This window comes from Pseudomonas helvetica, from assembly GCF_039908645.1.
Taxonomy (GTDB): Bacteria; Pseudomonadota; Gammaproteobacteria; order Pseudomonadales; family Pseudomonadaceae; genus Aquipseudomonas; species Aquipseudomonas helvetica.
In genome coordinates this window covers 1851555-1863721 of the sequence record NZ_CP150917.1, presented here as the reverse complement: position 1 = coordinate 1863721, position 12167 = coordinate 1851555, and the positions used below count along the sequence as shown (strand labels likewise).

The following is a 12167-nucleotide window of genomic DNA, read 5'->3' as shown; positions in this document are numbered from 1 at the left end:
TTGCAGACCAACTTTCACGCAGGGGTTCGAAGCCCTATAAACAAAGGACTTGAGAGGAATTGGAGGAGAATGGGCAATGGCATCAAAGACGAAAAACCGGCGCGGTTATGCCGCTTACGGCAAGTGTCGGCCTTTTACACGCGACACATTCACCGTGGCGAGGGAGCTTGCTCCCGCTGGGCTGCAAAGCAGCCCCAAAAACAACAATGAAGTTCCAGCAGGCATTACCCGCCGACGGAAGTTGCGGCCGCTTCGCGCCCGAGCGGGAGCAAGCTCCCTCGCCACAAAGAGCTCGTCCATCACAGGCTATGCGCCCGGTTCTTTACCGACTTCGTATTCACGCAGTTTGTTGGCGATGGTGGTATGAGAAACCCCGAGGCGCTTGCCCAACAGGCGACTGCTCGGGTACTCGGAATACAACCGCTCCAGCACCGCCTTTTCGAAACGCCCGACAATCTCGTCCAGCCCGCCTTCCAGCGAGAAATCCCCCAGAGGCTGGCGCACGCCGTAATCCGGCAGGCGAATATGCTCCGCCTTGACCGTGCCGCCGTCACACAGCGAAACCGCCTGAAACAGCACGTTCTCCAACTGCCGGACATTGCCCGGCCAGTGGTAATGACTGAGCCGCTCCATCGCCGCCGGTGCCAGCTTCGGTAGTGGACAACCAATCTGCCGACTGGCCTGATCGAGAAAGTGCTCGACCAGCGGCGTCAGACCGTCGAGGCATTCACGCAGCGGCGGGATGTGCAGCGAAAGCACATTCAATCGATGGTAAAGATCCTGACGGAATTCACCGCTGGCACACAGTTCAGACAAATCGACCTGGGTGGCGCAGATCACCCGCACATCCAGGTAAACCTCTTCATCGCTGCCGACCCGGCGGAAGCAACCGTCCTGCAAGAACCGCAGCAATTTCACCTGCAAGCGCGGACTCATTTCCCCGACACCATCGAGAAACAGCGTACCGCCCGCCGTCAGTTCCAGCAGCCCGAGCTTGCCTTCGGCGCGCGCCCCTTCGAACGCCCCTGGGCCATAACCGAACAGCTCGGTCTCGGCCATCGATTCTGGTAACCCGGCACAGTTGAGCGCCATCAACGGCGACTGTCCACGCGGGCTGGCCAGATGGCAGGCGCGCGCCAACAGTTCTTTACCGGTGCCAGTCTCGCCCTCGATCAGCAGTGGCGCATCCAGTGGCGCCATGCGCCGCGCTTCACGCACCACCGCGGCCATGACTTTGGAGCTCTGGAAAATGCTGTCGAAACCGCGCAACTCCTGCTTGCGCACGTTATAGATGCGTTCGCCGACCCGGTCCGCCCGGTGCAACGTCAGCACCGCACCAGCCATGGCCTCGCTGTCGTCATGCTCCGATTGCAACGGCGCGATATCGGCGAGGAACACGTCGCCTTTGACCTTGACCCGCAAGCCATTGATCCGCGATTTATTGGCGCGAACCAGCTCCGGCAGATCGAAGTCCTCGGCATACCGCGACAAGGGAATCCCCGGCACCTCGTCCACCCGCACCCCGAGCAATTGCGCGGCGGCACGGTTGGCCGCGACGATCGAGCCGCCCATGTCGATCGACAGCACCGGAAACTCCAGCGCGCCGAGCAAGGCGTTCAGCTCCATGTGCCGACGCTCGCTGGGCATCAGCCCTACGCGCTTGACGCCAAACACACCGGTGATGGCCTCGAACTTCGGACGCAGTGCCTGGAACTGAAGGTTGATCAGGTTCGGGCAATGCAGATAGATCGCGTTGCCATGCTCGCCGCCGACCTCACCCCGGGCGACGTTGATCCCGTACTCCACCAGCAGGTTGAGAATGTCGCGCAGGATACCGATGCGGTTCTGGCAGTGGACTTTGATACGCATATAAAGGCCCGAACGGTGGTAAATGAGGCGCATGGCGAGGATTTTTCTGCCGAGGCGCAAAGTTTGTTGTCAAGATTATGTGACAGCCCAGGGCCTTTTAAAACCAGAAAATCTCAATACCTACGCCACAGCCGCCCATCCGTAACGAATACTTTACGAAAATCAGGGAATTCTCCTACGCGCAACGCTCCAAACCTGCTGCAAGGTCGCACACTTCGGGTTATCTCTAGGTCCATAGGCAACAGACATAACAAGAACGTATCCCTTTGCAGGAGAGCAGCATGAAGCAGACGCAATACGTGGCCCGCGAGCCCGATGCGCAAGGTTTTATTCACTACACCGCTGAAGAACATGCAGTGTGGAACACGCTGATCACTCGCCAGCTGAAAGTGCTCGAGGGTCGTGCGTGCCAGGAATACATGGACGGCATCGAAAAACTCGGCCTGCCCCATGACCGCATTCCGCAACTCGACGAAATCAACAAAGTCCTCGGCGAGACCACTGGCTGGCAAGTTGCCCGGGTACCGGCGCTGATTCCATTCCAGACCTTCTTTGAATTACTGGCCAGCAAGCAGTTTCCGGTCGCGACCTTTATTCGTACTCGCGAAGAACTGGATTACCTGCAAGAGCCGGACATTTTCCACGAGATCTTTGGGCACTGCCCGCTGCTGACCAACCCTTGGTTCGCCGAATTCACCCACACCTACGGCAAACTCGGCCTACAGGCTTCCAAGGAAGAACGCGTTTATCTGGCGCGCCTGTACTGGATGACCATCGAGTTTGGCCTGGTCGACACCCCGCAAGGCAAACGCATCTACGGCGGCGGCATCCTCTCCTCGCCGAAAGAAACCGTGTACAGCCTGTCCGGCGAACCGGAGCATCAAGCCTTTGATCCGCTGGAAGCGATGCGCACGCCGTATCGCATCGACATCCTGCAACCGCTGTACTTTGTCCTGCCGAACCTCAAGCGCCTGTTCGATCTGGCCCACGAGGACATCATGGGCATGGTCCAGCAAGGCATGCAGCTGGGTCTGCACGCACCCAAGTTTCCGCCTAAACCCAAGGCGGCCTGAGAGCGCCGCAGTCGCGGCAACCTTGCAAATGCCCGTAAAAAGTAACAACGTCTAACAAGAACCGAATTCAGGAATAAACCATGAACGCTCTGAACCAAGCCCATTGCGAAGCCTGCCGTGCCGATGCCCCACAAGTCAGTGACGAAGAACTGCCGGTACTGATCAAGCAGATCCCTGACTGGAACATCGAAGTTCGCGATGGCGTGATGCAGCTGGAAAAAGTCTTCCTGTTCAAGAATTTCAAATTCGCCCTGGCCTTTACCAACGCCGTGGGTGAAATCTCCGAGGCCGAAGGCCACCACCCAGGCCTGCTCACCGAGTGGGGCAAAGTCACCGTGACCTGGTGGAGCCACTCGATCAAAGGCTTGCACCGCAACGACTTCATCATGGCCGCGCGCACTGACGAAGTGGCCAAAGACGCCGAGGGCCGCAAATAATGCATTTCGACGCCATCGGCCGAGTACCCGGCGACCCGATTCTCGGCCTGATGGAGGCCTATGCGCAGGACAGCAATCCGTGCAAGTTCGACCTTGGCGTGGGCGTCTACAAGGACGCCCAGGGCCTGACCCCGATTCCGCAGTCGGTGAAACTCGCCGAACTGCGCCTGGTGGATCGTCAGACCACCAAGACCTACATCGGCGGTCACGGTGACCCGGCTTTCGGCAAAGTGATCAATGAGCTGGTGCTCGGCGCCGATTCCACGCTGATCGCCGAGCAGCGAGCCGGCGCGACCCAAACCCCGGGCGGCACCGGCGCCTTGCGCCTGAGCGCCGACTTCATTGCGCACTGCCTGCCGGGGCGTGGCATCTGGCTGAGCAACCCGACCTGGCCGATTCACGAAACCATCTACGCCACTGCCGGCCTCAAGGTCAGCCACTATCCGTACGTGGGCAGCGACAATCGCCTCGATGTCGAAGCGATGCTGGCGACCCTGAACCTGATTCCCAAGGGCGATGTGGTGCTGCTGCACGCCTGCTGCCACAACCCGACCGGTTTCGACCTGTCCCACGATGACTGGCGCCGAGTGCTGGAGGTGGTTCGCAGCCGCGAACTGCTGCCACTGATCGACTTCGCTTATCAGGGTTTTGGCGATGGTCTGGAGCAGGACGCCTGGGCGGTGCGGTTGTTTGCCGCCGAGCTGCCCGAGCTACTGATCACCAGTTCCTGCTCGAAAAACTTCGGTCTGTACCGCGACCGCACCGGTGCACTGATCGTCTGCGCGAAGGATGCCGAAAAGCTGGTGGATATCCGCAGCCAATTGGCCAACATCGCCCGCAACCTGTGGTCGACACCACCGGATCACGGCGCCGCCGTGGTGGCAACCATCCTCGGCGACCCGGAGCTGAAACAGCTGTGGGCCGATGAAGTGGAAGCCATGCGTTTGCGCATCGCGCAGTTGCGCTCGGGCCTGGTGGAAGCGCTGGAGCCACACGGTTTGGGTGAACGCTTCGCGCATATCGGCGTGCAACGCGGGATGTTTTCCTACACCGGTTTGACGCCGGCGCAGGTGAAAAACCTGCGGGAGAATCACAGCGTGTACATGGTCAGCTCCGGTCGTGCCAACGTCGCCGGGATTGATGCGACACGTCTGGATTTGCTGGCGCAAGCTTTCGCTGACGTCTGCAAGTAAATCCCTGGCAGGCTCCTTGTGGCGAGGGAGCTTGCTCCCGCGGGACTGTCAGATATTTTGTGTGCGGGCCGGTAACGGCCTGCCGTCAGGCAGGCCGTGCTTTTACCAGGTCGGCCTGATAAATCGATCTCCGTACAGAATCGCAAATTGATTCATCGCGCTTTTCCAGTCATGTGCCGCTGAGCCCCAGTTTGCGGTGATATTGCGTAGCCCAAGCCAGATCAGTTTCGTTGCCGCATCGTCGGTCGGGAAGTGGCCGCGGGTCTTGATGATCTTGCGCAGCTGAGCGTTGATGCTCTCAATGGCGTTAGTCGTGTAGATCACTTTTCGGATCGCCGGCGGGAACACGAAAAATGGAATCACACGATCCCAAGCGCGGCGCCAAGCCGCCACTACCGTCGGATACTGCTTGCCCCATGGCCCGTTTTCAAACGCATCCAGCGCCTGCTCAGCCGCTTCGGCGGTGACTGCCTGATAGATCGGTTTGAGCGCCTTGGCCAGTTCGCGGCGTTTATCCCAGGCTGCGTAATCAAGACTGTTGCGGATCAGATGGACAACGCATGTTTGCAGTGTCGTGTCTGGAAATACGGCGTTGAGCGCTTCTGGCATGCCTTTAAGGCCATCGGTCACAGCAATCAACACGTCTTCGACGCCGCGTGTCTTGAGGTCGTTGAACACCTTCATCCAGAATTTGGCGCCCTCGGTATTTTCTATCCAAATGCCGAGAATATCGCGTGTTCCGTCAGGCAAAACACCTAGGGCCAAGTAGATCGCCTTGTTGCGAACCAGCCCCTCTTCGCGGATTTTGACCCGTAGAGCATCGAAAAAAATCACCGGGTACATCGGCTCCAAAGGCCGCTGTTGCCATGCACCGATCTCTGCCATGACCTCGTCGGTTACCGAGCTGATGAAGTCGGGAGAAACGTCAGTACCGTACTGCTCTGAAAGAAACGCACGGATCTCTCTGACAGTCATTCCACGGGCATACATGGCGATGATCTTGTCATCGAACCCGGTGTAGCGGCGCTCGTGTTTGGGAATCAGGATAGGGGAAAAACTGCCGTCCCGGTCGCGAGGAATATCCAGTCGGAGCGGGCCGTCGCCGGTTAGAACCGTCTTGCCGCTTTTGCCGTTGCGCTGATTGGTTTCATCCTCTGGACGCTGCGCGCCCGGCGGATAGCCCAAGTGATGCCCGAGCTCAGCACTCAGGGCTCGCTCGATCAAAGCCTTCTTGAACGCCGCAGACGCGTCCTCGATGGCTTCAGCGGTCATCGGTCCATCGGTGAATTGCTCGAGCAGCTCTTTCGGGATTTTCGGCAGCTCTCGCAACGCAGGTTTCTTTTTGGTTGGCATACATGCACCTCTTGCTCATGTTATGCCCGAACACAAAATTTCTGACACCCCCGCTCCCGCTCGAGCACGCAGTGGTCGAAAAGCCTGCATTCGAGCTTTAACTGAACAAACTCATTACCTTACTTTTGGGGCTGCTCCGCAGCCCAGCGGGAGCAAGCTCCCTCGCCACAAATGCTTCAAAGCACGGGTACCGCATGCGGCCATCCGTCGCAACAAAGGGAGATAAAAGTCTTTCTGTCATCTCCCCTGCTGTATCCTGCCCAGGCTTTTTAAAAGCGCGGATCTACACAGCGATTTAAAAACAGACCTTGCGAGGAGCAACCAACATGCACGAGATTCCTAATCTCCCCTTCCCAAGCCTGCACGAAACTGCGCAGACAACCCCGCAACAAGCCGGTGCCCATAAGCCCGAGCCGAAAGAAGCCACTGGCAGCCGCAAGGCCGACAGCGAAGACTGAAAAAAGCACTACCCAGACCGTGTGGAAAGCGCTAACTCATGCGCTTTCCACACAGCCTGAACCAAGGACCCGCACATGAGCGACACCTTCACCGAAAGCCAGGCCAGCGTACTGATCGGCACTGCCGAAAAGATGATCGATGTCTGGAACCGCCTGACACCCGAGAAGCAAGCCCTGCTCCTGACCCGCTTCGGCAGCCAGGAAAACGCCCTCGCCGCACTGGTAACCACGCAACTGGTCGCACCTGCCAAATCCTGATTCCGGCCAGGCAACACAACGATCGACACCCGGCACCAATTTCTCCCCCTCTGCGCATCCAACCACCGGTATCATAAGCAGCCTATCTATCCTGCTGTCCCGTGGACCCATTCCCATGCCAGATCCTCAGCGCCCCATGGCGGTCACGCTGCAAGTCGTTTCCATCGTCCTGTTTACCTTCATCGGCTATCTGAATATCGGCATCCCCTTAGCCGTGTTGCCGGGTTACGTGCACAGCGACCTGGGCTTTGGCGCGGTGATCGCGGGCCTGGTGATCAGTGTGCAATACCTCGCCACCCTGCTCAGCCGCCCGTACGCAGGACGGATCATCGACAACCAGGGAAGCAAACGCGCGGTAATGATCGGCCTGGCGGGCTGCGGCTTGAGCGGCGTGTTTATGCTGCTGTCGGCCTGGACGCAAAACCTGCCGACCTTGAGCCTGATCAGCCTGCTGATCGGCCGACTGGTACTGGGCAGTGCCGAAAGCCTGGTCGGTTCGGGATCGATTGGTTGGGGCATCGGTCGGGTCGGCGCAGCGAATACCGCCAAGGTTATCTCCTGGAACGGCATCGCCAGTTACGGTGCGCTGGCGGTCGGCGCACCGCTCGGCGTGCTGCTGGTGCATCACTTGGGGCTGTGGAGCATGGGCGTGAGCATTCTGTTGTTGGCAGCGTTGGGGCTGCTGCTGGCCTGGCCAAAAACCGCGGCGCCGATCGTTGCCGGCGAACGCCTGCCGTTCATGCATGTGCTGGGGCGGGTGCTGCCCCACGGCTGTGGACTGGCGCTGGGCTCGATCGGCTTCGGCACCATCGCCACCTTCATCACCCTGTATTACGCCACCCGACACTGGGACAACGCCGTGCTCTGCCTGAGCCTGTTCGGCGCCTGCTTCATTGGCGCGCGCCTGTTGTTCGGTAACCTGATCAATCGCCTCGGCGGTTTTCGCGTGGCCATTGCCTGCCTGTCGGTCGAAACCCTTGGCCTGTTGCTGTTGTGGCTGGCCCCGGACGCACACTGGGCACTGGCAGGCGCGGCGTTGAGCGGGTTCGGCTTCTCGCTGGTGTTCCCGGCGCTGGGCGTGGAAGCGGTGAATCTGGTGCCCGCCTCCAGCCGTGGCGCGGCAGTCGGCGCTTACTCGCTGTTCATCGACTTGTCATTGGGGATCACCGGGCCGTTGGCGGGCGCCATCGCGGCCGGATTCGGCTTTGCCTCGATCTTCCTGTTCGCCGCCCTCGCCGCGCTGAGCGGTTTGATGCTCAGCTTCTACCTGTACCGGCAATCACCAAAGTATCGTGAAGAGCGCGAAGTGCCCTAGAAGTCGACTTTGCCGCGCCCGGCCTTGATCGAGCCGCGCTTGGTTTTTGACTCCAGCCGACGCTTCTTCGAACCCAGGGTCGGCTTGGTCGGACGACGCTTCTTTTCAACCTTGGTGGCGCTGAGGATCAACTCGGTCAGTCGCGCCAGCGCATCGGCGCGGTTGGCCTCCTGCGTGCGGTACTGCTGGGCCTTGATGATGATCACGCCGTCGCTGGTAATCCGACTGTCACGCAGCGCCAGCAAGCGCTCCTTGTAGAACTCCGGCAAGGATGACGCCGGAATATCGAAGCGCAGGTGCACCGCGCTGGAGACCTTGTTGACGTTCTGCCCACCCGCACCTTGCGCACGAATGGCGGTCAATTCGATCTCGGCATCCGGCAGATGCACGTTGTTGGAAATCACCAGCATGGAAAAGCGTATCCGCGTTAGGAGTGCATCAGGATACCCGAATAGCCTGAAGGAGATTACAGGCTCGTCCCCACAGAGTTTTGTATGAACCCTGAAAACAACAAACCCGGCACATGGCCGGGTTTGTCGTTTCTGCTTTCTGCGTTACTTCACTGCAGAAGCCGCAGCATTCAACGCGTGCTGAGCGCTGCGTTTGTTCTTGATGTTGTAGCAGACCCACATGAACAGGACCCACACCGGAATCGCGTAGACCGAGATCTGGATACCCGGGATCATCAGCATGATGCACAGGATAAAGGCCACGAACGCCAGGCAGATGTAGTTGCCGTACGGGTACCACAGCGCCTTGAACAACGGCGTTTGTTTGGTGCGGTTCATGTGCTGGCGGAACTTGAAGTGCGAGAAACTGATCATCGCCCAGTTGATCACCAGCGTTGCAACCACCAGCGACATCAGCAGTTCCAGCGCGTGCTGCGGGATCAGGTAGTTCATCACCACCGCAACGAACGTTACCGCGGCCGAGGCCAGGATCGAACGCACCGGCACGCCGCGCTTGTCGATCTTCGCCAGGCCTTTCGGGGCGTCGCCCTGTTCAGCCATGCCCAGCAACATGCGGCTGTTGCAGTAGGTGCCGCTGTTGTACACCGACAGCGCAGCAGTCAGCACCACGAAGTTAAGGATGTGCGCCGCGGTCTTGCTGCCCAGCATCGAGAACACCTGAACGAACGGGCTGCCACTATAGGCATCGCCGGACGCATTCAGGCTCACCAGCAAGCTGTCCCACGGAGTCAGCGACAGCAGAACCACCAGGGCGCCGATGTAGAAAATCAGGATCCGGTAGATCACCTGATTGATGGCTTTCGGGATCACGGTTTTCGGCTTGTCGGCTTCTGCTGCGGTGAAACCGAGCATTTCCAGGCCGCCGAAGGAGAACATGATGATCGCCATGGCCATCACCAGACCACTGACGCCATTCGGGAAGAACCCACCGTGTTCCCACAGGTTGCTCACCGAGGCTTGCGGGCCGCCATGGCCGCTGACCAGCAGATAGCTGCCCAGGGCAATCATGCCGACGATCGCCACGACCTTGATGATCGCAAACCAGAACTCAGCTTCGCCAAAGACTTTGACGTTAGCCAGGTTGATCGCATTGATCATCACGAAGAACACTGCAGCCGAGGCCCAGGTCGGGACATCCGGCCACCAGTAGTGCACGTATTTGCCGACCGCAGTCAGTTCCGACATGCCCACCAGGATGTACAGGATCCAGCAGTTCCAGCCCGACAGGAAGCCGGCGAAACCGCCCCAGTACTTGTGCGCAAAGTGGCTGAACGAGCCGGCCACCGGCTCTTCAACGATCATTTCGCCCAGTTGGCGCATGATCATGAAAGCGATGAAGCCACAGATTGCGTAACCGAGAATCATCGACGGGCCGGCCGATTTCAGCACACCGGCAGAGCCCAGGAACAATCCGGTACCGATCGCGCCACCGAGGGCGATCAGTTGAATATGGCGATTTTTCAGGCCGCGTTGAAGCGTACCTGAATGCGAGTTTTGTCCACTCATGAAAAGGGTCTCACGCAAGGTTTGATAATGTTCGTTAAGACGTTGCCGCTCGGATCAGGATCAAGCAGCGCGGATCAAACCCCAGCGCAGGCACCAGGAGTTCAGCGTTTTTTTACCGGTCATGCGTCACCTGTTTGTTTTTATCTGTGACGAAATCGAACCCGACACGCTTGTGGCGCGGCGGAGTTAACAAAGCGGATAGCCTTGAGTTTGCGCAGTTACGCAGGGAGGTCACAGTTAAAACGCGGCGCATTGTACACCTGTAACCCCCTGCTGCCAGACACCGCTGAATCAGCGTGTCGTTTGCCGGGATTGCCTGTGTCCGCCTCGGGGAGCCCGGACGGCTGCAAAAAAAGGCTCAGACCTTTGCGGGTCGTTGACGGGGACGATGGAAAAATCGTCCCTCGAAGAGAGATGGAGATGACTCACGGCGTTCATTGCGCCTCCTTCTTGTTATGCACCTGCACGACAGGCATGGGCGCATCTCACCGCTGAAACCGTCTTGAAACAAGCGGACCAGAGCCCTGCAAACCGTATGACCGAGCGCCAACCGGAAGCTTTTCCTTACAGCCCTCACTGCAACCCGAATCCATGGCGCAGAACGCGGCTTTTCGTAAAGCTTCCTTTACGAGGCGTAACGTATTTTTTCCACAACAGATCTTTCTGGAGGCCGACTGCAAATTGACAGCAGCCCCATTCCTGCCGATGAGACCGAGTTAGCGTTTTGTTTTTAATTGAAAAAACAGACAACAAAAAACGGAATAAAAATTTCACCGCAATTGAATTTAAATTTTAAATTGTATTTTAAAAAGTACTGGACTAGGTTTCCAACCACTTGCCAGACCGTGAAGTCCCGCAAGTAAGCGGCAGTTTTTTCAGTCGCAATGATTTATTCATGCACTGAAAACAGCACCGTCATTCAACCTTAAAGCTATCAGGGAGATTCACTATGCAAGCAATGAATAAAGACCTGGAAACCGAACTGCAACTGGACGAGTGGTTTGAAGCGCCGACCCATGACGCTGCTGTTGAAATGATGCAAGCCGACGCGGTCGTTCCGTTCGGCACGGCGATGTGGCCTTTGTAAGATATCCAGGCAGGTACGTGCCGGCCGGTCGTACCTGCCACTATTCGCTGACTGTCAGGGAGGATTCATGGAAAGACTCCGCGCCATTTCGCATTTCCTTTACTACCTCGAACACCACCCTGCCCTCGTTGGCGTACGTCCGGCCAAGGTCTTGCTTGGGCATACGCAACCTTACGAGGCGTTGACCGGCGCGATCATCGAGCAAGCGACCAACGAGCCATTTCACTTCAGCGCCATGCGCCTGGACCTCGAACCAACCCAAACCCTGGCGCAGGCGATTGCCGACTGCGATCTGTACATTTTCTTCTATGACTCGTCGACCCTGCCCAACCCGCGCCCGGACGGCCCCGAGTTTGTTCGCGCCCTGCAAAGCGTCATGGCCGACCACTGGAAGAAGTCGCTGCTGTTCAAGGATTACGGCGATTACTTCTACGACACCTTCAGTGTCACGCCGCAACGTATCGCCGGGCTCAACAGCCATCTGATCCAGCGCATGTCCCAGGCCACCACCCTGAGCTTCAGTGATCGACATGGCTCTTACTTTGAAACACCGCTGAGCAGCATCAAGAAGTGGACCAATATCAACGGCGTCGGCAACTTCGATCTGGCGCCCGGCGAGATCGCCACCCACAGCGAAGCCATCAATGGCCAGGTAAAGTTCGTCGGTACCTTCCTCGGCACCATTCCTTTCGCCCGCAAATATGGTGTGCTCGAATCGCCGCTGGAATTGTGGATCGAGAACTCGACCATCAGCCGAATCGCCACGCAAGTGCCGGGGCTGGAACATGACTTCAACAAATACCTGGATGCCAATCCTTCCAACCGACGCATCGAGGAGTTGGGGATCGGCACCAACGAGGGCGTCAAGGACCTGTATGCGCGCAACGCCGGCTTCGAAGAGCGCCATTGCGGCCTCCACCTGGGGTTGGGCGGTGGCGCCAAGGGCAGCCATCACCTGGACCTGATCTTCGCCAGCGGCGTGTTGGCGCTGGATGACAAGCCGGTGTTTGATGGGCGGTTTGTGTTCTAAGCGAGTTCAGTGGTGACGCGGCTGACGTCATCGCGGGCAAGCCATGCTCCTACAGGTTTTGCGGTGATCTTGAAAATGGAGGTAAATCTGTAGGAGCAAGGCTTGCCCGCGATGCTCC

At 58.5% G+C, this 12167-nt stretch carries 12 protein-coding genes; 8 read left to right on the top strand and 4 right to left on the bottom strand.

Annotated features, from left to right (window positions below; translation table 11 throughout):
* Window positions 1-306 precede the first annotated feature (306 nt).
* The gene (locus AABM55_RS08420) at window positions 307-1869 is read right to left on the bottom strand and encodes a sigma-54-dependent transcriptional regulator (protein ID WP_103315682.1); all 1563 of its coding nucleotides are present in this window, start codon (window positions 1867-1869) and stop codon (window positions 307-309) included.
* 281 nt (window positions 1870-2150) lie between these two features.
* Between AABM55_RS08420 and phhA the strand changes: the two genes are divergently transcribed.
* From phhA to AABM55_RS08405, 3 genes are all read left to right on the top strand, one after another.
* Window positions 2151-2942: a phenylalanine 4-monooxygenase gene (gene phhA, locus AABM55_RS08415; RefSeq protein ID WP_103315584.1), complete on the top strand. Its 792-nt coding sequence runs from the start codon at window positions 2151-2153 to the stop codon at window positions 2940-2942.
* A gap of 80 nt (window positions 2943-3022) precedes the next feature.
* Complete coding sequence (locus tag AABM55_RS08410; RefSeq protein ID WP_019692410.1) at window positions 3023-3379, top strand: 4a-hydroxytetrahydrobiopterin dehydratase; 357 nt, start codon at window positions 3023-3025, stop codon at window positions 3377-3379.
* Window positions 3376-4572, top strand: coding sequence for an amino acid aminotransferase (locus AABM55_RS08405; RefSeq protein ID WP_347930006.1), 1197 nt, complete (start codon window positions 3376-3378; stop codon window positions 4570-4572). The genes AABM55_RS08410 and AABM55_RS08405 overlap by 4 nt, the downstream gene beginning before the upstream one ends.
* Before the next feature lie 102 nt (window positions 4573-4674).
* On the opposite strand, the gene AABM55_RS08400 is transcribed toward AABM55_RS08405, so the two are convergent.
* Window positions 4675-5925 carry an IS256 family transposase gene (locus AABM55_RS08400; protein WP_347927428.1) on the bottom strand — a complete coding sequence of 417 codons (1251 nt, stop codon included), beginning with the start codon at window positions 5923-5925 and terminating at the stop codon, window positions 4675-4677.
* Between the two features lie 326 nt (window positions 5926-6251).
* On the opposite strand from AABM55_RS08400, the gene AABM55_RS08395 reads away from it, so the two are divergent.
* From AABM55_RS08395 to AABM55_RS08385, 3 genes are all read left to right on the top strand, one after another.
* Complete coding sequence (locus tag AABM55_RS08395) at window positions 6252-6383, top strand: hypothetical protein (protein ID WP_256583854.1); 132 nt, start codon at window positions 6252-6254, stop codon at window positions 6381-6383.
* Window positions 6384-6458: 75 nt separating this feature from the next.
* Window positions 6459-6641 carry a hypothetical protein gene (locus AABM55_RS08390; protein WP_019692413.1) on the top strand — a complete coding sequence of 61 codons (183 nt, stop codon included), beginning with the start codon at window positions 6459-6461 and terminating at the stop codon, window positions 6639-6641.
* A gap of 115 nt (window positions 6642-6756) precedes the next feature.
* Window positions 6757-7956: an MFS transporter gene (locus tag AABM55_RS08385; protein ID WP_054596266.1), complete on the top strand. Its 1200-nt coding sequence runs from the start codon at window positions 6757-6759 to the stop codon at window positions 7954-7956.
* Here the strand turns inward: AABM55_RS08385 and arfB are convergent.
* Both arfB and AABM55_RS08375 read right to left on the bottom strand, forming a co-directional pair.
* Window positions 7953-8366 (bottom strand): alternative ribosome rescue aminoacyl-tRNA hydrolase ArfB, encoded by a 414-nt coding sequence (gene arfB, locus AABM55_RS08380; RefSeq protein ID WP_019692415.1) that lies wholly within the window; start codon window positions 8364-8366, stop codon window positions 7953-7955. The two genes, AABM55_RS08385 and arfB, sit on opposite strands and share 4 nt — an antisense overlap.
* 144 nt (window positions 8367-8510) lie before the next feature.
* Window positions 8511-9932 carry an amino acid permease gene (locus AABM55_RS08375; RefSeq protein WP_347929310.1) on the bottom strand — a complete coding sequence of 474 codons (1422 nt, stop codon included), beginning with the start codon at window positions 9930-9932 and terminating at the stop codon, window positions 8511-8513.
* Window positions 9933-10881: 949 nt separating this feature from the next.
* Here AABM55_RS08375 and AABM55_RS08370 point away from each other — a divergent pair.
* Window positions 10882-11019 (top strand): hypothetical protein, encoded by a 138-nt coding sequence (locus tag AABM55_RS08370; RefSeq protein WP_054596264.1) that lies wholly within the window; start codon window positions 10882-10884, stop codon window positions 11017-11019.
* Between the two features lie 67 nt (window positions 11020-11086).
* Complete coding sequence (locus tag AABM55_RS08365) at window positions 11087-12049, top strand: leucyl aminopeptidase (RefSeq protein WP_347929309.1); 963 nt, start codon at window positions 11087-11089, stop codon at window positions 12047-12049.
* Window positions 12050-12167 lie beyond the last annotated feature (118 nt).